The sequence below is a fragment of the uncultured Tenacibaculum sp. genome, from assembly GCF_947495995.1.
Taxonomy (GTDB): Bacteria; Bacteroidota; Bacteroidia; order Flavobacteriales; family Flavobacteriaceae; genus Polaribacter.
The window spans coordinates 104,582-125,515 of record NZ_CANMAX010000003.1 but is presented as its reverse complement, the minus strand read 5'-3'; the positions used below and the strand labels follow the sequence as shown (position 1 = coordinate 125,515).

General features: G+C 31.4%; 15 protein-coding genes. 7 read left to right on the top strand and 8 right to left on the bottom strand.

The window, feature by feature from the left end:
- Position 1 precedes the first annotated feature (1 nt).
- Genes Q1A15_RS09720 through truB form a run of 3 tightly spaced genes read left to right on the top strand, consistent with a single transcriptional unit; the run spans position 2 to position 1,739 of the window.
- Positions 2 to 247: a DUF3098 domain-containing protein gene (locus tag Q1A15_RS09720; protein WP_299622569.1), complete on the top strand. Its 246-nt coding sequence runs from the start codon at positions 2 to 4 to the stop codon at positions 245 to 247.
- Between the two features lie 2 nt (positions 248 to 249).
- On the top strand, positions 250 to 1,044 hold the full coding sequence (locus tag Q1A15_RS09715; protein WP_299622566.1) for an undecaprenyl-diphosphate phosphatase: 795 nt from the start codon (positions 250 to 252) through the stop codon (positions 1,042 to 1,044).
- 2 nt (positions 1,045 to 1,046) lie between these two features.
- Entirely contained in the window at positions 1,047 to 1,739 is a 693-nt protein-coding gene (gene truB, locus Q1A15_RS09710) for a tRNA pseudouridine(55) synthase TruB (RefSeq protein ID WP_299622563.1), read from the top strand.
- Here truB and Q1A15_RS09705 read toward each other — a convergent pair.
- Complete coding sequence (locus tag Q1A15_RS09705) at positions 1,728 to 2,231, bottom strand: hypothetical protein (RefSeq protein ID WP_299622560.1); 504 nt, start codon at positions 2,229 to 2,231, stop codon at positions 1,728 to 1,730. The two genes, truB and Q1A15_RS09705, sit on opposite strands and share 12 nt — an antisense overlap.
- Before the next feature lie 94 nt (positions 2,232 to 2,325).
- Here Q1A15_RS09705 and Q1A15_RS09700 point away from each other — a divergent pair, with 94 nt between their 5' ends.
- On the top strand, positions 2,326 to 2,862 hold the full coding sequence (locus tag Q1A15_RS09700) for a hypothetical protein (RefSeq protein ID WP_299622556.1): 537 nt from the start codon (positions 2,326 to 2,328) through the stop codon (positions 2,860 to 2,862).
- A 58-nt stretch (positions 2,863 to 2,920) separates the two neighbouring features.
- Here Q1A15_RS09700 and Q1A15_RS09695 read toward each other — a convergent pair whose 3' ends face one another.
- The 4 genes from Q1A15_RS09695 to Q1A15_RS09680 form a co-directional block, all read right to left on the bottom strand.
- A complete protein-coding gene (locus Q1A15_RS09695; RefSeq protein ID WP_299622553.1) occupies positions 2,921 to 8,584 on the bottom strand; it encodes an Ig-like domain-containing protein in 5,664 nt (1,887 codons plus the stop codon).
- Positions 8,585 to 8,684: 100 nt separating this feature from the next.
- On the bottom strand, positions 8,685 to 9,161 hold the full coding sequence (locus tag Q1A15_RS09690; RefSeq protein ID WP_299622550.1) for an ABC transporter ATPase: 477 nt from the start codon (positions 9,159 to 9,161) through the stop codon (positions 8,685 to 8,687).
- 78 nt (positions 9,162 to 9,239) lie between these two features.
- The gene (locus Q1A15_RS09685) at positions 9,240 to 9,833 is read right to left on the bottom strand and encodes a thioredoxin family protein (RefSeq protein WP_299622547.1); all 594 of its coding nucleotides are present in this window, start codon (positions 9,831 to 9,833) and stop codon (positions 9,240 to 9,242) included.
- Between the two features lie 47 nt (positions 9,834 to 9,880).
- Positions 9,881 to 10,849 carry an NAD-dependent epimerase/dehydratase family protein gene (locus Q1A15_RS09680; RefSeq protein WP_299622544.1) on the bottom strand — a complete coding sequence of 323 codons (969 nt, stop codon included), beginning with the start codon at positions 10,847 to 10,849 and terminating at the stop codon, positions 9,881 to 9,883.
- A 183-nt stretch (positions 10,850 to 11,032) separates the two neighbouring features.
- Between Q1A15_RS09680 and Q1A15_RS09675 the strand changes: the two genes are divergently transcribed.
- The 3 genes from Q1A15_RS09675 to Q1A15_RS09665 all read left to right on the top strand — a co-directional run bounded on the left by Q1A15_RS09675 (position 11,033) and on the right by Q1A15_RS09665 (position 15,642).
- The gene (locus Q1A15_RS09675) at positions 11,033 to 11,602 is read left to right on the top strand and encodes a hypothetical protein (protein ID WP_299622540.1); all 570 of its coding nucleotides are present in this window, start codon (positions 11,033 to 11,035) and stop codon (positions 11,600 to 11,602) included.
- Positions 11,599 to 12,093, top strand: a complete 495-nt coding sequence (locus Q1A15_RS09670; RefSeq protein ID WP_299622537.1) for a nuclear transport factor 2 family protein — start codon at positions 11,599 to 11,601, stop codon at positions 12,091 to 12,093. The genes Q1A15_RS09675 and Q1A15_RS09670 overlap by 4 nt, the downstream gene beginning before the upstream one ends.
- Positions 12,094 to 12,216: 123 nt before the next feature.
- Positions 12,217 to 15,642: a T9SS type A sorting domain-containing protein gene (locus tag Q1A15_RS09665; RefSeq protein WP_299622534.1), complete on the top strand. Its 3,426-nt coding sequence runs from the start codon at positions 12,217 to 12,219 to the stop codon at positions 15,640 to 15,642.
- A 32-nt stretch (positions 15,643 to 15,674) separates the two neighbouring features.
- On the opposite strand, the gene Q1A15_RS09660 is transcribed toward Q1A15_RS09665, so the two are convergent.
- The 3 genes from Q1A15_RS09660 to Q1A15_RS09650 form a co-directional block, all read right to left on the bottom strand.
- Positions 15,675 to 16,163, bottom strand: a complete 489-nt coding sequence (locus tag Q1A15_RS09660) for a regulatory protein RecX (protein ID WP_299622531.1) — start codon at positions 16,161 to 16,163, stop codon at positions 15,675 to 15,677.
- A 70-nt stretch (positions 16,164 to 16,233) separates the two neighbouring features.
- A complete protein-coding gene (locus Q1A15_RS09655) occupies positions 16,234 to 19,746 on the bottom strand; it encodes an efflux RND transporter permease subunit (protein WP_299622528.1) in 3,513 nt (1,170 codons plus the stop codon).
- A gap of 12 nt (positions 19,747 to 19,758) precedes the next feature.
- Positions 19,759 to 20,931, bottom strand: a complete 1,173-nt coding sequence (locus tag Q1A15_RS09650) for an efflux RND transporter periplasmic adaptor subunit (RefSeq protein ID WP_299622525.1) — start codon at positions 20,929 to 20,931, stop codon at positions 19,759 to 19,761.
- Positions 20,932 to 20,934 lie beyond the last annotated feature (3 nt).

Genomic DNA, 20,934 nt, shown 5'->3' with positions numbered 1-20,934 from the left:
TATGGAAAAAAATAAAAATTCAGAACAACCAGAATTTTTATTCGGTAAACGAAATTATAAGATTATGCTAATTGGTTTAGCTGTAATCGCACTAGGTTTTATTTTAATGTCTGGAGGAGGAAGTGATGATCCAAATGTTTTTAATGAAGAACTATATAGTTGGAGAAGAATTCGTTTAGCGCCTACTCTTGTTATTATTGGTTTAGGTATTGAAATATATGCTATTTTTGCCGATCCTAAAAAGTAATTATGGATATTTTAGAAGCGATTATCCTTGGAATTATTCAAGGATTGACAGAGTTTTTACCTGTTTCATCTAGTGGACATTTAGAATTGGTAAAAGCTATTTTAGGTGACAATTCTGTACCAAAAGAAAGCTTAACTTTTACTGTTGTTTTGCATTTTGCAACTGCCTTAAGTACGTTGGTAATTTTTAGAAAAGAAGTTGCCCAAATTTTCAAAGGTTTATTTCAATTTAAATGGAATGAAGAATCTCAATTTTCAGCCAAAATTGTAATCTCAATGATTCCTGCAGTAATTATTGGATTGTTGTTTGAAGAGCAATTAGAAACCTTTTTCAGCAAAAACATACTACTAATTGGTTTTATGCTTTTAGTAACTGCTTTACTTTTATTGTTTGCAGATAAAGCAAAAAACACAGAAAAAAATGTGTCTTTTTCTAACTCTCTAGTTATTGGTATTTCTCAAGCAATAGCAATGTTACCTGGAATTTCTAGGTCTGGAGCAACAATTTCGACATCTGTATTATTAGGAATAGATAGAACAAAAGCCGCACGTTTTTCATTTTTAATGGTTGTACCTTTAATTTTTGGTAAAATTGCGAAAGATATTTTAGGCGGAGATATTAATTTTCAATCTTCTGAAATTGTTCCGATTTCTGCTGGTTTTGTTGCTGCTTTTGTTACCGGATTACTAGCTTGTCAATGGATGATAGCTTTAGTAAAAAAGAGCAAACTTTCATACTTTTCCATTTACTGTGCAATAGTAGGTTTAATCGCTATTGGATACGCTTTATTTAAATAACAATGAACACCTTAGAAGATTTTAAAGAAGGAAAGGTTTTATTAATTGATAAACCTTTAGAATGGACATCGTTTCAAGTTGTAAATAAACTGCGTTGGCATATTAGAAAACGCTTTGATATTAAGAAAATAAAGGTTGGTCATGCTGGTACTTTAGATCCTTTAGCTACAGGATTACTAATAATTTGTACCGGAAAACAAACTAAAAGTATAGAAACCTATCAAGGACAAGTAAAAGAATATACAGGTACGATCGTTTTGGGGGCCACTACACCTAGTTACGATTTAGAAACTGAAATTGATAAAACTTTTCCTACAGAACATATTACTTCGGAATTAATTCATAAAACAACTGAAAAATTTATAGGTAAAATTCAACAAAAACCACCTATTTTCTCTGCTATTAAGAAAGATGGCAAACGTTTGTATGAATTAGCACGCCAGGGAAAAACAACTGAAATTAAATCTCGAGAAATAGAAGTTTTCGAATTTGAAATTACAGCTATCAACTCAAATAATGTTGAATTTAGAGTTGTTTGTAGCAAAGGAACATACATTAGATCTTTAGCTCACGATTTCGGTCAAGAATTAAGTTCTGGAGCTCATTTATCGGTTTTACGACGCACTAAAATTGGTAATTTTTCAGTTGACAATGCACAAAGTATAGATGGTTTTATTGAAAGCTTAACGAACTAATTTGTTACAATCTATATTTTCGTTTTCACAACGTAATCGATAACAATTGTTTATTTTAGTTTTCACCAAAGTATTCTCTGGAAATAACACTAAACTCTTATTGTAAAAGAATAAAGCATTCTTATAATGAGCTTGGTAATAAAACTCATCTCCTTTTTTCATATTTACATTGAATTCATCTAATCTAATTTGATGATTCTTCGAATCTATACTAGATTTATAAGTTTCATTTCCTTGGATAAGATAATTCGCTGTAAAACCTATAAAAACAACAAGAAAGATTACTCCAAAAACACCTAACAATCGTTCTTTAGTCGATTTTTTGTTTATTTCATTCTTTAGAGCATCTAGTTCTTCTTCAGATAGTTTTACAAACTCTAATTTTCCTTCTTCCGATTTTAAGTTCTTCCCTTTATCCTTAAATAAACTTTTCTTTCGTAGTAAATCTTTATTACTATTCAACAAAGGTTGTATGCTTCCATATCCTCCCATAACTTTTTTATTATAGGACGAACAAAATATTTTTTGTTACAAAAATATTTCATGGAACAGTTATTGATTAGTAGATGAAAACTTAAAAACCAATATGAAAAAACTATTACTTACTATTTTAATTACAGTCAGTTATTTTACTTCAGAAGCCCAAATACAAGAGAAAAAGCCATTTTTTATCGGAAACTTAGGAACCACATTTGGTATTAACCAACAATTTAGACTTTCAGAAGAAGGTAATGGTCCGTTTATTACTCCTAAATCTATCTTACTAAGAGCTGAAGTCGGATATCAATTTGACAAAAGATGGTCTAGTAGCGTTAGTATGGGATACGATCATCATTTTAGATACGATATAAACTCTATTCCTTATTTCGGTACTGTACGTTATAATTTTATTGCAAAAAGTAGCTCTGCTTATTTTATTGATGCTAGTTTAGGAAGAATGTGGCGTCCTTCGGAAAGTTTTAGCAATGGAAATTATTATAAAGTTGGAATTGGATTAATGAACTTTAGTTCTAACCGATGGAATGGTTTAATTCGTTTAGATTTTCACAGAAAGAAAATAGCTGAATTTGAAAACGGAAACTTAGATAGTATATCCTTAGGAATTGGATTTTCTTTCTTTTAAAACATAAAAAAGCGTTTAGATAACTAAACGCTTTCTTTTATATGTATAGGAATAATTCTTACTTCTTAATGAAACGTAATGGTTGATAACCATCTACTTTAAGTAAGTACACTCCTCTAGCTAATTCATTTACTTGAATTTCTTCAGAAGAAATAACATCAGATTTTACTTCTTTCCCTATGATTGAATAAATTTTATAAGACTTATTCATCAAGTTTACTGGTAGTATTAATCTTTCAGAAGTTGGATTAGGGTATACTTTTAAAATCTTTTCTTCTACATCCTCTACACTTAAAACTTCAGCTTTATACTCTATAACTGGCGATAATACTACTTGATTGTTTTCTCTTCTAATCACTGTATTATTTTGCATTCTAGTAGACGTTTCGTTAATTACCATTTCTACTTGATATCTACCAGATTCTGTTGGTTTATATGCAGCCTGATTTGCTCCTGGGATTCTTGTATTATCATCAACATTAATCCATTGATAAGAAACAGCATTTTTGTAAGAAGCCTCTAGAATATCTAAAACTTGATTTACTGTATTATTAATTTCAATTTTATCAATGCGAACAGTTAACGGATTTGAAATACATCCATTCGCATCTTTAACTAAAATGATATATGATCCATCTTCTAAATCTAAAAATCTATTAGATCTTTTAAATGTTCCTCCATTAATACTATACTTATATCTTGGTGTTCCTCCTTCGGCTCCTATTTTAATTCTTCCACTAGGGAATCTTCCTGTGGCTCTAATATCAACAGAACTTATAAATAAGGTTTCTGGTTCTTCAATAGTTGCAGGAATAACACTAATACATCCTGAGCTATCTAAAACTGTAATATTATAAAAACCTGGGATTAAATTTGTAAATGTATTTTCTGTTTGAAATCTACCTGGATTAGAACTAATTTCATAAACATAATTACCATTACCTCCAATTGCATTTACTGTTATAGTTCCGTCACCTTCTCCATTACAACTTACATTTTCTGTTACCAAGGTAGCTTGTAATAACTCTGGTTCAAAAATAGTTACATTATCGATTATTATTGACCCTGTGCTATCTGTAACTTCTACAGTATAATATCCTGCAACAATATTTACAAAGAAACCATTAGTATTATTATCAATTGTTGTTGAGAATGAATCTATAAGTTTGTAAGTGTAAGGTGGAATTCCTCCATTAGCAACTGCTTGAATTGTTCCATTACTTTCTCCATTACAAATTACATCTGAAGAAGTTAAAGCTACTGATATTGGAGTTATTTGTGGGTTTACAGTAATAAGAACTGTTGCTGTACCACAAGAATTACCTCCAAAATCACAAATGGTATAAGTAAAACTATCTACTCCAACAAAATCTTGATTCGGTGTATATGTAATAACATCATCACTCGGATCAGTTGTAGTTCCTGAATCATCTATTGTTAACGAACCATTTAATGGTGTAGTAGTTATCATATCACTTTCAGTAGGAATACTTACATCATTCGCAAAAACATCAATAATTGAAGGCGTATTTGAAAAGACATCTATAGCATCGTCAACTAAAACTACCATCTGATTACTAATCTCAATTGAAATTGAGCTAAAACAACCTTCAAAATCCGTTACTGAAACTTCATGAGTTCCTTCACTCAAATTAGTAAATACATTTGTTGTAGTAATTGGACCTCCATCAATTGCATATTTATAAGGAGGTACACCATTTATTGCATTAACAGTAACCGTATTTCCATCAACAACTGGATTTATTTCTAATTTTTCTGGTTCTGAAATTGTTACAGTTCTAGATACTGTACAACCAAAATCATCTTTGACAGTGACAACGTAATCAGCAGCTGGTAGTTCTGGGAAAAGGTTTCCTGTTTTAAACACACCAGGCTCTGAACTAATTTCGTAGGTATAATTTCCACTACCTCCTGTTGAAACCACTAATATGAATCCATCATTTCCACCATTACAATTTACCGATGAAGATGTGATTCCTACCAATATTTGTGTAGGTTCTGTGATTACAACCTCTATATTTTCTTTATTACCAACACTATCTGTTACCTCTACATTATAATTCGCAGCAAATAAGTTTGAGAACACACCTGTAGGGTTAGTCGATATAACCGATGATTCAGAAGATAAAGCATATGAATATGGCTCAATTCCACCTGTAGCTGAAACTTCAATAATTCCATTGTCATCTCCAGAACAACTAATATTAGTAGAATTAAAAGCTACTGTTAATGGAGTTAAAATTGGATCAACAGTAACAAATACTGTTGCAGAATCACAGTAGTTAGTTGTAAGATCACAAACTGTATAAGTAAAACTATCTAAACCTACAAAATCTTGATCTGGTGTATATGTAATAATATCATCACTTAAATCATCAACTGTACCTGAATCATCAATTGTTACAGAACCATTAGATGGATTATTTACAGTTAAACTACCTACTGAAGGAATATTTGTATCATTCGATAAAATATCAATAATCAATGGCGAACCTGATAACGTTACAACTGCATCATCAGCTAAAATTAGATCATTACCGAAATCCGGAACTATCACCACTGTATTTACAGTACATCCATTTACATCTCTAACACTTACATTATATTCTCCAGCATTAGGCACAATAAAAATATTATTCGTTGTAAAAGTTGTTCCGTCTAAAGCATATTCATACGGTGGAATACCTCCTGTTGCTTCAACTGTAATCACATCGTCACTAACAACTGTTGAAGTTGCTATAGCAGCATTTGGTCCATCAATTACGACTTCTTGTGTTCTTAATACACAGAATGGAAAATCATTCATAGTAATTTCTACTAAATAAACTCCTGAGGAAAGATCATTAATAGTTAATGGATTAGACGTAGCAACACTTATACCCCCTGAAGAAGCACCTCCATCAGTAAAAACTTCGTAATTATAAGTTCCAGTATATGGATTTCCTCCAGCATCTTCAATGCTAAGAGTTAACGAAGCATTATTATCTCCGAAACAAGCACCTGGAGTTGAGCTTATAATATTCGTTGTATAGTTTTGTACATCATCTACACTATAAACTTCATTTATTTCACATCCAGTAATTGGATTAATTACTTTTATTGAATAAATTCCTGATGTTAAACGTGAGTTGTTAGTAACAGCAACATTATTTTGTACATTATTAATTGTTTCTATAACTACTCCAGTACTATCTGATATTACAATATCAGCATTTATTGAACCTAAACTAGAATTGTAAGTAATGTTAATTTTTTCTCCTGTATTAGAACAATTGATTGGATCTACCTGATCAATTGTTAACCCTAGCAAAACATCTAAAGGATCTATATTCACAACAGGTGAGAAAGCTATACAACCATTACTATCTACTATTCTTGCGTAAAAACTACCTCCATTAAAATCAGAAATTTCATACATGTAGCCTAACCCCATATCAACGCCATCGATTTTAACATCATCACTAGTATTTCCTGGCGTTCCGTTTTCATTAAATAATTCAATAGAAGTATATGTTCCAGTTCCGCCTGTAATATCAGTTGCTGTGTTTATAATAATATTAGCGTTGTTGGCAACATTATTAGAAAAACAATTGAACTGACTAACTGTTAATGGTGTTACTGTTAAAGGTGGGAATTCTGATAATACTAATGTTAATAAAGATGTACATCCGTTCGCATCAGTAACCTGTACTTCATAAGCTCCTGCAGTTAAACCAACAAATGAGTACGAACTTGAATCTTCAGTTACTTCTACAAAACCAGTTCCAACACCTGTCGCTTGAATTATTGTATATGTAAAAGGAGCTTGACCATTAGTAACATTTACTGTGATACCACCATCATTTCCTGTACATGTTGCATCATTTGAAAACGCAGTAAAATCTAAAAAACCTGAAATTACATTAAACGACTCTGTAAGAGGTAAACAAGCTGCTGGAGCTCCAGCACCACTACCTTTTGCAACTTTATATACTCCTAAAGAGTTAACTGTTATAGATTGAGTAGTTCCTAATACAGTTCCACTACTGTCTTCCCATTGATAAGTAGCAAATCCATCAGCAGCAGTTAAAGTAACAGGTACTCCGCAAAAACCTACATCTTTTGTTACATCAGCACAGGAAGATGTATCTGCTAAAAAACTTGTGCCTCCAACAATACCTTGATTACATGCGTCTACACCTGATACACTAGGTTTATTAGAAACTTGAATTCCACTGTTAATTCCAGAAAAATTTGAAAATGCTTGCGTCTCTATTATATTCGAACAAGCTTCTGTAAATTCACTACAATTACTCGATAACTGCGCATGAAAACGTATACTTTGTGACGAATTACTTTCTTGAACTAAATTATCGTTTATACTAAATGTTACTTCGCCTCTAAAACCATTTGCATTTGATGGTGGAGTATATGTGAAGTTTACTCCAGAAGGAACAATTACATCAGATGGTATTATACTAATATTTTTAGGTAAGCGTGAACTAATTACTGCATTAGTAGCATCTTCGTTCCCTATATTTTGAAATTCAAAGTTATACCAAAAATCACTTCCCAAACTTAATACTGATCCTGATAAATCATTACCAGCACCATCATCTATTGTATTGACTACTCTTAAATCTGGCTCTGAAATCTCTACCGCAATTGCACTTAAAAAAGGCCAATACATATCACTATCAGTAGTGAATCTTGCTTGAATGTCAGCTTGATTATTGGCTATAACAGAATTACCAGGATTATTAATTTGAAATAAATCTACATCGAAACCTAGTGTGTTTTCACTAGCAGGAGTTCTATCGATAACATAATTATCGTATTGAGTAATAGAACTATTAAAGAAGTTATTTTGAGGATTTACTTGGTTAAACACATCTGTATAAAATCCGCTACTACCTCTTATTTGAAAATGATCTCCTGCAAAAGGTTGATCTCCTTCTAAAGCTGCCACTAAAGCTTTTGCTCTAACTGACCCTGTTGGTGTAGTTGTAATTCCTGAAAATAAAACATCAGAAGTATTAGAAACATTCACTGTAGAAAAACCATCAAATAACGAAATGTTTTTTGTGGTTTCATTTGAGTTTTCATAAATAATTACCAAAACCCAACCTGCAGCTCCACCTAAACCATTGTTTTGATCAGCACCTATTGTTCCTCTTATGTTTGCGGCAAAATAATCTCCATTAGGACTAGATAAACTACTAACTTCTGAAGTTAAATCTTTAAAACATAAATAAGGTCGCTGTGTTGCAATTCCATTATCATATATTACTTCATCACTTGTAATATCTTGATATGACTGACCAGGTAATCTAAATTTTATATTTCTAAAATCACCAGATCTTGGAGCTTCTCCTTCCCAAGTTTCATAAGGATATACTGCTGACCAATATAATCCTGCAAATGTAACTCTTGAACATAATGGTAAATTTAACAATGCACTTGAAGAAGAAAATGTTGTGGGGTCGTCGTCTACATCTATATATTGAATATTTAATTGTCCATTTGAGCCGGTTCCATTGTATGGATCATTAGCTGAAAATGAACTATCTTCTCTATTCAATATATTATTTGACACGAAAGTAATGTCACCTCTAACGTTACTACCATTGGGCAGTAACCTTTGCGTAAACGGTACGTCTTGAGCATAAGAATTTAATAAAGAGGTAAGGTAAATTGTAAATAGGAGTAATAGTTTTTTCATATAATTAATTTTTCTACAAAAGTAGAATATTAATTAAGAAAACCTATGATTTGAAAATACTTAAACTAAAAATAAATGTAAATTTTAAATTAAGTTTTTACTACAAAAATCGATTATACCAACTCTCTGTTATTGGTACTTCCCAGAAGTTATCAAAGTCATATTTTGTTTGCACCAAATTATCAAAAACTACAGTTTTACTATTCACTGATTTGTTCTTCAATAATTTTTTAAACTCTTTTACTTCTTTGTACTGAACGAATTCTCCTTGTTTAAAACATACATTCATTTTATCCAGTAATTCTATCTCGTATTCTTTTTGTAATTCTAGAATAAACATAACCTGTTTATCTAAATCTTGATTTGAAATAACGACGCCTTCTTCAACAGAAAACACAATAAATCGATTATAAAGTAAAGTGAAAGCAACTTCTGCTTCTTTATCAGCAATCCAAGAATTTAAAAAATCTTCTATTTTATTTTTTATTGGCTCAACCTCTTGCGGATAAAACTTTCTACTTGATGGATATATCCAAATTTTCGCCTCTTCTGATAAATCTTTAAATTGTACAATCATAGGCTACAAATATAAATAAAGCCCCATGACAAATATATCATGAGGCTTTATAAATATTTAAACGAATCAATTTAAATTCTACTTCTCTAAAAGATCTAATATATCTTCTTGAACATTAGTTCCTTTGTTTTTGTTATACCATACTTGTAAATCCTTTTTAACATCAGCATCTACAACTCCATGCTCAGCTTTATAATCAGCAATCATTTTAGTTGCTACCGTAGGTCTTGGTCCCCAAGTAAATAATACTTCTTTATTTTGATCAACAGCAATTAACTTCGGAATAGATCTACCGCCATTCGTTAAGAAATTATCCATTAAATCTAAGTTTTCATCTCTTAACACCAATTGAAGATCGATATTCGGATTCTCTTCTGCCATTTTATTTAATACAGGAATGTTGTGAGCAGCATCTCCACACCAACCTTCTGTTAAAACAATCCAAGTTTGCTTTTCTTCAACATCTTTAATTTTAGTTAAAGTATCTTCAGTTAACTTAGATGTTTTATCTAAACGCTTCATACGTCTATCGTTTAAAAAACTATAATTGTATAATGCTTCAGATTGATTTTCTCCTGTTGATTTATTCTCTTCTAATAAATCTGATACTAATGTTCTATATTCTGAATATGTTAGTGCGCTTTCAAGGCTCTTTTCTATAACTTCTTTCATGTTTTAAACCATTTTACAATGATTATGACGTGAGTAATTTGATAAACTTACAACGCCGTTAAAAGTTCGTTATTTTTAGTTCCAATATTGCTTAACATTTCCTTAGTCATTAGTTCTAAATCGAACTTATTATTCCAATTCCAATCAGCTCTAGCAGCACTATCATCAATAATTTGTGGCCAGCTATCAGCAATTTCTTGTCTGAAATCTGGATAATATGAAATTGTAAATTCAGGAATATGCTTTTGAATTTCTTCCGTAATTTCTTCAGGAGTAAAACTCATTGCAGCCAAATTGTAAGAAGTTCTCATTTTGATATCTTCTTTTTTAGCCTGCATAATTTGAATAGTTGCTTCTATAGCATCATTCATATACATCATTGGCAACTTTGTGTCTTTACTTAAAAAACACTCATAAGTACCTTCTTCTTTAGCTTTAAAATAGATATCTACTGCATAATCTGTAGTTCCTCCTCCTGGTTTAGTTTTCCAACTAATAATTCCTGGATAACGTAAACTTCTAACATCTACACCATATTTACTATGATAATAATTACACCAATGTTCTCCAGAAACTTTACTAATACCATACACGGTAGAAGGTTCCATAACTGTTTGTTGAGGTGTATTAATTTTTGGTGAAGTACTTCCAAAAACAGCAATTGAACTTGGCCAATATACTTTTTGAATATGTTTGTCTTTTGCTAATTCTAATACATGCAAAAGCGATTGCATATTTAAGTCCCAAGCTTTTAAAGGCATTTTTTCTCCTGTTGCAGACAACATTGCAGCCATTAAATACACCTGAGTAACTTTGTATTTTTGTATTACTTCTAATATTCTATCCCGATCTAATACATTAATGATTTCAAACGGACCAGAATTTAAAAATGCTGCATCTCCCTCTCTAATATCTGAAGCAATTACTTGCTCACTTCCATAAATCTCACGTAGTCTTTGGGTTAATTCTGTACCTATTTGACCACAAGCTCCAAGGATTAAAATGGTATCACTCATTTACAAAAATCTATTTTTAATGCTCTACAAAGTTAATGAATTTAAATATTCGTAATATTTATTTGTTATTTTTTAACTATCAATAAAAACAAAAATTTAAAAAACTGATAATTAAGCTTTAAGTTTAGTTTTAGAAAAAACGAAATTAAATAATGTATTTTTGGACAAAATAACAGATTTGTAATGTATCGATATTTTAGTCTTACGTTGTTCTTAATTAGTCTTTTTCTTTTGTCTTGTAAAGGAGAACAAAAAACTGTGGTAGAAGAAACTGTTACCTCTGACATGAGTGTAGTTAGCAAACACAGTAAGCCTTCTAATTTATCTGATTTAGCTAAGTCGAAAATCCAAGATTGGACAGAATACAATGAAATTAACGATTTTCTAGATCGATTTTCTTCAATTTCACCCAATCAAGCATTACAAATGGCAAATGAATTAACAACATTAGCCAAGAATTTAAACGATAGTTTGAAAATTGAAACTTTAAAAACAAACGCGCTTAAAGCAAGAACAAATGTTTTGGAAAATGAAGTGTTACGATTGAATGACATGACAATGATTCCTGCAATCAAAGCAAAAGAAGTAAATGAACAAATCGATAAAATTCTATTAATTTTTGGTAGTTACAATGCTAAAGTGAATACAATTTACAGTAAAAAAGAGTTTGATGAAGAAATTAATTTAGATGATTTTTTTAAGCTAGATACTGAAACTGAAACCAAGACTAAAACTATACCTAAGAAAGAATGAGAAATTTAATCTTCCTACTGATAACATTACAAATTCTTCTTAGCTCTTGTCAAACTGTAAAACAAAACACAATTGCTTTCAACAAAGAAAATGTAAATCAATTTCTTGACAATTGGCATAAAGCAGCTTCAGAAGCAAACTATAATAATTATTTTGATGCTATGGACAAAGTCTCTGTTTTTGTAGGAACAGATGCTAGTGAAGTATGGTCTAAAAAGCAATTTCAAGATTTTAGCAAACCTTTTTTTGATAAAGGGAAAGCTTGGTCTTTTAAAAAAATTGAACGTAATATTTACACCGAAAAAGGAACAAACTTCATTTGGTTTGATGAAATTTTAGATACATGGATGGGCGTTTGTAGAGGTTCAGGAGTTTTAAAACAAATTGGCAATAAATTTGTAATTAAACATTATGTATTATCTATAACTATACCTAACGAAATTGTTAATGATGTCATTCCTTTGAAAAAGGATAAAGAAGCAATTAAATAAGTTTTTTTTAGAAAAAAATTGAATTATAGATAATTAAAACACTTCATGAGTGTTAAAAATTATATTATTTAACAAAACATTATGTAAATTTGCTATCCTTAATTTAATTATATAAATTTCCTTATGAAGCAGATTTACGTTATCGCATTTTTTTGCGTTACATTTTTGGGATTTGGACAAATTCAACATAACGCACCCTGGAATAAAAATAATATTCAAAAAAGAGGAGAAAAAGAAACTCTTGAAAAAGTTTCTAAAAGAGCTGAAGAATACTTCAAAACAGTAGATAGAAACAAAAAAGGTAGTGGTTTTAAACCTTTTAAAAGATGGGAAAATCATTGGTCGCATTATCTCAAACCTGATGGTTCATTCAAGACTTTCAATGATTTGAAGAACTCATGGTTAGAGAAGAAAGAACTAAGATCTCGATCTAACAACAACACCAGTGAATGGAAGCCATTAGGCCCTTATTCGAACTCTAACACATATAGTTCGAATAGTTTTAAACAATCTGGACAAGGACGAATTAACGCTATAATCGTAGACCCTAACAACTCTAACACTTTTTACATTGGAGCTCCTGCTGGAGGTATTTGGAAATCAACAGACGCAGGATTAAACTGGACACCTTTAACTGATTTTTTACCTCATATAGGTGTTTCTGGTATAGCTATTAACCCAGATAACTCAAATATAATCTACATAGCAACTGGTGATGATGATGCTAACGATTCATTTACAGCTGGGGTTTGGAAATCTGAAGATGGTGGAGTAACATGGAATACTACAGGAAGCCTACAAGCTAATCCGACTAAAATGAATGAAATTTATTTTAACCCTAATAACACCCAAACTTTACTGTTAGCTACAAACAGAGGAGTTCAAAAAACCACCGATGGAGGAGCAACATGGGTTAATACATTGCCAGCTAATATAGATGATTTAAAAATGAAACCTGGTGACTCAATGACATGGTATGCAACTAGTGATGATACATTTTATAAGTCTACTGATGGTGGTGAATCCTTTACAGCTATCTCTATACCTGAATTAACAAACTCAGGGAGAATAACTATGGATGTTACTCCCGCTAACCCTAATTATGTTTATTTTGTTAGTGCAGCTACCAGAGCATCTAATTACGCTTTCAACGGTGTTTATAAATCTACTAACAGTGGAAGCACTTTCTCTAAAACAACTGAAACATCAGATATATTTGGAAGTACACAAGCATGGTTTGATTTAGCATTAACAGTTTCAGATACTAATGAAAATATGATCTTTGTAGGAGTATTAGATTTATGGAGATCACTAGATGGAGGAGATTCTTTTACGAAAATTAATAATTGGTTTAATCCTAATGAACCCTCTTACACTCATGCCGACATACATTTCCTAAGGTACTTTAATGGTAAATTCTTTGCTGGTACTGATGGCGGAATATATTTATCTACAAATAATGGCGATTTGTTCACGGACTTAACTAAAAATCTTGCGATTAGTCAATTTTATAGACTTTCTGTATCACAGAAAAAATTGAATGTAATAGCTGGTGGACTACAAGACAATGGAGGATTTGGTTTTAATGGTAATGATTGGAAGAATTATCATGGAGGTGATGGTATGGAAGGAATTGTTGATGTAAATAATCCTAATAAATTTTATGGCTTCACTCAATTTGGAGGCAGCTTAAGTATTACTGAAAATCAAGGGAACAGTACTACTTTTGGGGGTAGAACTTCTATAGATGCCCCTTCAGATGAAACAGGCCCTAACGATGATGGAGGAGAATGGATCACTCCTATGGCTATGAATAAGGAAGGAGAATTATTTGCTGGATATAGTCATTTGTATCAACTTGTCAATAATAATTGGCAAAAGATATCAAATTCTTTTGGATCTGATATTACACATATGGAAATTGATCCAAATAATAGTAACATAATATATGTAACTACTGGAAATTCATTATTTAGAAGCCAAGACAAAGGTCAATCCTTTTCAAATATATTTACATTCTCAAGAGAAACAATCACTTCAATTGAGATAAGCAATGGTGATTCTAGTACAGGATGGGTAACTACTAATAACAAAGTATATAAAACCACTGCTCTATCAGGATTCTTCATTACATTTACTGATATTACAAACAATCTACCATCAGAAAACAAATTAATCATAAAACACCATGAAAGAAGTGGAAATAACACTGTATATTTAGGAACAAATTTAGGTGTATATTTCATTAATGATAACTTGATGGAATGGCAAAGTTTTGACAACAATTTACCTAATACGCAAATAACAGATTTAGATATAAACGAAGAAGATTCCAAACTATATGCTGCTACTTATGGTAGAGGAATTTTTTCAACTGATATACCTAGGCAATTACCTGACAATGATGTAAGATTAATTTCAATCAATAATTTAGATAATTTAATTTCCTGTGGCGACCAAGTAACTCCTGAAATCACTATTTTGAATCAAGGAAATCAAACAATTAATAATGTTATAATTAATTACAATTTAGACGGAGGAACCAATAATACTTTTAACTGGAACGGAAGTTTAGCTTCAAATGAAAGTACTTCTATTGAACTACCTCAAATAACTTCTAACAAAGGTGAACATGAACTAAATGTAGAAGTTAATATTACTAATGACACGTTTGATAACAATAGCCTTTCATCTTCCTTTACTATCAATGTCAGCAATGACACGCCTACAACTATCAACACTTTTGAAAACACAAATAACGAACTACTTACTGAAACTACAAATGCTGATATTTGGTCTATAATAACATCCAACAAAACTCTTTTAAATATACCTGACGGAAACAAAGCATATAGTACTGGAGCTGGTAATTATGCTGATCGATCTATTGGGTATTTATATACTTCTTGCTATAATCTTTCCCAAATTACAAATCCAGTTTTAAAATTTGATATGGGATTTGATATTGAAGCTGATTACGATTATTTGGTTGTTGAATATTCTAATGATCGCGGACAATCGTGGTCTATTTTAGGAAACTCAACAGATCCTAATTGGTATAATAGTAATACAACAGACAATGGTTTACCTGGCAAACAGTGGACTGGTGTAGGCGAAAGCACTAATCCTGTTGATGGTTTAACTAATGCAACTATTAAAGAGTATAGTCACGATCTTTCTGCACTTGCTAGCGAAACTAATATTATTTTTAGATTTAAGTTTTTTAGCGATCAAAACACTAATGAAGAAGGTGTAATAATTGATAATCTAGTAATAGGAGGAGTATTATCTATAAACGATGAAACTACAGCTCTTACAGGGATCACATTATACCCTAATCCTTCAGAAAACATATTTAATATCTCCAGAAACACCAACGAAGACCTTGATATAAAAGTTTTTGATCTATCTGGTAAAGAAGTTTTCACTAGAAAAAATGATAAAAATTTAAACATCTCTATAGACTTAGGGAATTATGCTAAAGGTATTTATATTTTAAACATGTCTTCAGAAGGGAAAACATCAACACAAAAACTAATTTTAAAATAAAGAAACATTAATTACTATAAATAAAAAAGAGCCTAATTAGACTCTTTTTTATTTATAGTAATATTCAAAACTTCATTAATCAAACTAATTTCGTAGCCTCTGTAATTTAGATAATCGAATACTTTTTTTCGCTTTTTAAATACATCTGTTTCATTTACTGAATCACACTTTTTTTCAGCTAAATTATTGAGTTTAGCAATGTATTCTTCTTCATCAATTTCTAAAAGTGCATGTTTGATGTTATAAGCAGAAATATCTCTATATTTTAGTTCTCTAGTAATTCGAACTTTACCCCAATTTTTAATCCTAAACTTACCTCGAGCAAAACTTTTAGCAAAGCGTTCTTCATTTAAGAAATTATGTTCTAAAAGATGCAATAAGATAAATGCTCTAGCTTCTGGAATTAAATGATAACCTCTTAATTTTTCTTCAACTTCTTTATGGCAACGATCTTGATAAACGCAATAACGTTCAAGTTTTCTCTTTACCTCATCTACCGTTAACACACTCTTTTTAATCATACCTCAAAAAAACAAAAAGAGTTAGTAAGAAACAACTACTAACTCTTTTTAATACAAACATAATTATCTTTTAATTTCCGATCTCAGCAATTTCATCAAAAGATTCTTCTGTTACACTATTTCTGTTTTTGATCCACATTTTAAATTTCGTGATCAGATAAAATAAAATTGGCACTACAATTAACGTTAAGAAAGTAGCTACAATTAAACCATAAATAACTGTCCAAGCTAATGGTCCCCAGAAAATTACGTTATCTCCTCCGACATAGATATGCGGATTTAATTCTGATACTAAAGTGTAAAAGTTAATATTCAATCCAGTAGCTAACGGAATTAAACCTAAAATTGTTGTTATAGCCGTTAATAATACTGGACGTAATCTTGCTTTACCTCCTTTTATAATACTCTCTTTTAAGTCTTCTATACTCACAAACTCATCTTCATCTAAACCTAAAGCGACTTTTCTCCTATCAATTAATAACTGGGTATAATCGAGTAGTACCACACCATTGTTTACTACAATTCCGGCGAGAGAAATAATTCCCATCATTGTCATCATAATTACGAAAGAAGAACCAGAAATTACAATACCTCCAAATACTCCAATTAAACTTAAGAATATTGCCAACATGATAATTGCAGGCTTAGACACTGAGTTAAACTGATAAATTAAGATTAAGAAAATTAAACCTAAACCAGAGAAGAATGCCCCCATTAAGAAAGCCATTTGCTTATTTTGCTCTTCAATCTGACCTGTATAATCTACTTTAATTGTAGCAGGCAAATCTGTAAAGGTTTTCATTTCATTCTGAATTTTAGCTACAATTGCTCCTGCATCTGTAAAACCTGGCGCTAAAGCAGAGTAAACCGTAACTACTCTTTTTCCTTGTTTGTGCTTAATTGCACTAAAACCAGAAGTATTCTTTTGTGTTGCTAAAGCAGAAACTGGAATAGATTTTACTTGACCATTTGAAGGATCTCTGAATGTAATATTTTGATTGAAAATAGCACTTGTATTATATCTATTCTCTTCATTAAATCTTACATAAATATCATAATCTTCACCATCTTCTTTATATACTCCAGCTTTCGCTCCAAATATAGAATTTCGTAATTGTGTTCCTACTTGTGCAGCACTAACACCTAACTCTCCTGCTTTCTTTCTATCAACATCAACTAACATTGTTGGCTTAGATTTATTTACATCGATCTTAAGCTCTGCGATTCCTGGAATAGATTTCGTATTGATAAAATCACGCATTTTTTCAGCTACATTAATTAACTGTACGTAATCTTTTCCTTCTAATTCAATATTAATTGGATAACCAGCAGGTGGGCCAACAGGATCTTTCTCAACAGAAATTGATAATCCAGGATAAATTCCTTTTAAATCATCTGTAATTGCTTTTTTCAACACTTTACTATCAGCACCTTTTCTGTACTTATATTCACGCATCGATGCTACAACTTTTCCTCTGTGTGGCATTTCTGCTGTTGAACCTCCATCTGTTTGTGGATTTCCTGAACCTGCTCCTACTTGAGTAACTGAACTTTCTACTAAGAAATTATACTCTCCATCTAAATAATCTGAAGAATTGATCACCTTAGTAACACGCTGTTCAATATCTTTCATTATTGCGTTTGTTTTCTCAATATCCGTTCCTTGAGGATATTCTACATATACAATAATCTGATTTGGAGTATTATCTGGGAAGAATTCTACTTTAGTTCTTTTACTTTGAACAGAATTTCCGAATCCCATGAAAGCAACAATCAACATTACAAAAGTAATTATTGTAATTACTTGAGGTTTCCAACCCTTTAATACACCACTAATCATTCTTTCGTAAAAACGTTCCCATCTTGGTAATGCTCTTGCTTGGAATCCGTTTGCAGCTGGACGCATAATAAATCTGTAAATCCAAAAGTTTGCTGCAGCAAAAATTAACAATGTTCCTAATGGCCTAATCGCTCCTCCAAAAATCACGAAAAGCAATCCTAAAACTCCTAAGATTATTGTTAAACGAATAATCTTTTTTAATGGCATATTTTTATCTTCTGTACTCATGAATTGAGATACTAATACTGAGTTGAAGAAAATTGCTACGAATAATGAAGATCCTAATACTACAGATAATGTAATTGGGAAATAGATCATGAATTGTCCCATTACTCCTGGCCACATTCCTAAAGGAATAAATGCTGCTACAGTTGTTGCTGTTGAAATAATAATTGGGAAAGCAATTTCTCCAATACCTTTCTTTGCTGCTTCTAAACGAGACATTCCTTCTTCATCCATCAAACGATACACGTTTTCTACAACAACAATACCGTTATCTACCAGCATTCCCAGTCCCATAATTAATCCGAATAGGATCATGGTATTCATTGTGTAACCCATCATGTTTAGAATCATTAACGACATAAACATCGACATTGGAATTGCAAAACCTACGAATAGCGCATTTTTTAATCCTAAGAAGAACATTAAAACTGTTACTACCAGAATAACTCCGAAAATGATATTATTTACTAAATCATCTACTTGACCAACGGTTTTAGATGATTGATCGTTCGCTAATGTTACTTGTAAATTCTTTGGTAATGCTTCAGATTCTTGAGCCTCTTTTACAATATCTCTAATTTTATCTGTAGCCTCAACCATGTTCTCTCCAGAACGTTTTTTTACATCAAGCATTACTACAGACTCACCATTTTCACGAGCGTAAGTAGTTTTGTCTTTGTCTTTAAAAGTAACCTTTGCAATATCTTTTAAATAGATTGCATTTCCTCTTTCAGTTTTAACTACGAAATTATCTAACTCATCTGGTTGCGTAATTTCTCCTAAAACTCTAATCGTTCTTCTTTGTCCGCTTGAAATAATATTACCCGCAGAAATTGTAGCATTTCCATTTCCAATAGCTTGAAGCACATCGTTAAAACTAACTTGAGCAGCCATCATTTTATAGATATCTACAGCAACTTCAACTTCCTTTTCTTCAGCTCCACGAATGTCTGCTTTCTTAATCTCTTTTAAATCTTCAATTTCATCTTGAAGGTATTCTGCATACTCTTTAAGTTGTTCTACAGTATAATCACCAGAAATATTAATATTTAAAATAGGTGTTTCTTCAGCTATGTTTAATTCGAAAACATTAGGTTCAACTTTTGCTCCGTTAAAGGTTGGCCAATCTTCACCTGAAACTTCTTCATCAATTTCATCTTTAACTTTCTGCTTTGCTTCATCAACGGTGACACTCTCGTTAAATTCGATCGTGATCATCGATACATTCTCTTGAGAAGTAGAATTAATCTTAGTAACATTACTTACTGTTTTTAACTTTTCTTCTAAAGGATCTGTAATAAGCTTTTCTATATCTTCAGCTGTGTTTCCTGGGAAAACAGAGCTTACGTAAATTTTGGTTTCCTTGATTTCTGGGAAATTCTCTCTCGGCATGTTAATAAATGCTGAGATTCCAGAGAACAATATAATTACCATTAATACATAAATAGTAGTTTTATTGTTTATTGACCAAGAAGATAAACCAAACTCTTTATCTACTTTTTTTTGTTGTTCTGTCATCAGAATGTTTTTTTATTTTTTGGCTAGTTGTAATACTTTTACTTCCTGACTATCTTTTACACTTCTTGCACCGTCGTTGATAATCTTCATACCACTTTTAATTCCTTCAAGCACCTCAATTACATCTCCTTGAGTTTTACCAGTTTTAATAATTACTTGTTTCGCAATCGACTTTCCGTCTTTTGTATTTACTACATAAACATATTGTTGTCCTTTTGCGTTTTCTGAAATAATACTTTGTGGAATTAAGATTGCATTTGGATTCGTGTAATCGTTAATCTTAAGTTTAGCTGTTAGGTTTGGCTTGATACTTCTATCTTTATTAGGAACTCCTATTTCTACCTTAAATGTTCTGTTTGCAGGATTGATAAAGTTTCCTGCCTGACGAACTTTAGAATCGATTTTCTTTCCTAAGATTGGGAAATCAACTTCAACATCTTTTCCTTTTTGAACTGAACTGATATAACTTTCTGGAACATCTGTTTCGATATACATGTCCCCTAAGTTTACAATTCTGAAAATTTCAGCACCTGGTCCTGGAGCTACAACTGTTCCTTGCTCTTTAATTACGTCATCAATAATTCCTGTGAAAGGAGCTTTAATTGTATACTTTGCTATAGTTTTACGTAAGTTTGTTACTGCATTTTTTTGCGCTTCGTAATTTGTTTTAGCTTGTAAAAACTGAATCTCAGATCCTATTTTTTGTTCCCATAAACGCTTTTGACGTTGGTAAGTTGTTTCTGCTAAAGCAGCATTAGCCTCTAATTGCGCTAATTGATTAGTCATTCCACCATCATCTATTCTAGCTAAAGATTGTCCTTTAGCAACTTTTTGTCCTTCTTTTACAAAAACACTTACTAATTGTCCTGGTACTTCAGGATATACTAATACGTTTTTCTTTGTTTGTACATTTCCTTGTAACTCTAAGTAATGGATAAACTCAGAAGAATTTGCATTTATCGTTGTTATTAAAGGGATCTTTTTATTCGTATCTAATTTTGCGATTGCTCCGTCAAGTTGTTTAAGTTGACTTAATAACTCTTGACTCTTTGTGCTTAATTCGTCTTTCTTGACTCTAATTTGCTTCAAATCACCTGATGCAATTACAGCGTCTACTGATTGTCCTTTTTTTCCGCATGAAGCTAAAAGAACTGTAGCTATTGTTAGTATGAATATCTTTCTCATTGA

Coding starts and splice junctions, on each gene's coding strand:
- Q1A15_RS09720 (WP_299622569.1), top strand. CDS start 2: ATGGAAAAAAATAAAAATTCAGAACAACCAGAATTTTTATTCGGTAAA.
- Q1A15_RS09715 (WP_299622566.1), top strand. CDS start 250: ATGGATATTTTAGAAGCGATTATCCTTGGAATTATTCAAGGATTGACA.
- truB (WP_299622563.1), top strand. CDS start 1,047: ATGAACACCTTAGAAGATTTTAAAGAAGGAAAGGTTTTATTAATTGAT.
- Q1A15_RS09705 (WP_299622560.1), bottom strand. CDS start 2,231: ATGGGAGGATATGGAAGCATACAACCTTTGTTGAATAGTAATAAAGAT.
- Q1A15_RS09700 (WP_299622556.1), top strand. CDS start 2,326: ATGAAAAAACTATTACTTACTATTTTAATTACAGTCAGTTATTTTACT.
- Q1A15_RS09695 (WP_299622553.1), bottom strand. CDS start 8,584: ATGAAAAAACTATTACTCCTATTTACAATTTACCTTACCTCTTTATTA.
- Q1A15_RS09690 (WP_299622550.1), bottom strand. CDS start 9,161: ATGATTGTACAATTTAAAGATTTATCAGAAGAGGCGAAAATTTGGATA.
- Q1A15_RS09685 (WP_299622547.1), bottom strand. CDS start 9,833: ATGAAAGAAGTTATAGAAAAGAGCCTTGAAAGCGCACTAACATATTCA.
- Q1A15_RS09680 (WP_299622544.1), bottom strand. CDS start 10,849: ATGAGTGATACCATTTTAATCCTTGGAGCTTGTGGTCAAATAGGTACA.
- Q1A15_RS09675 (WP_299622540.1), top strand. CDS start 11,033: ATGTATCGATATTTTAGTCTTACGTTGTTCTTAATTAGTCTTTTTCTT.
- Q1A15_RS09670 (WP_299622537.1), top strand. CDS start 11,599: ATGAGAAATTTAATCTTCCTACTGATAACATTACAAATTCTTCTTAGC.
- Q1A15_RS09665 (WP_299622534.1), top strand. CDS start 12,217: ATGAAGCAGATTTACGTTATCGCATTTTTTTGCGTTACATTTTTGGGA.
- Q1A15_RS09660 (WP_299622531.1), bottom strand. CDS start 16,163: ATGATTAAAAAGAGTGTGTTAACGGTAGATGAGGTAAAGAGAAAACTT.
- Q1A15_RS09655 (WP_299622528.1), bottom strand. CDS start 19,746: ATGACAGAACAACAAAAAAAAGTAGATAAAGAGTTTGGTTTATCTTCT.
- Q1A15_RS09650 (WP_299622525.1), bottom strand. CDS start 20,931: ATGAGAAAGATATTCATACTAACAATAGCTACAGTTCTTTTAGCTTCA.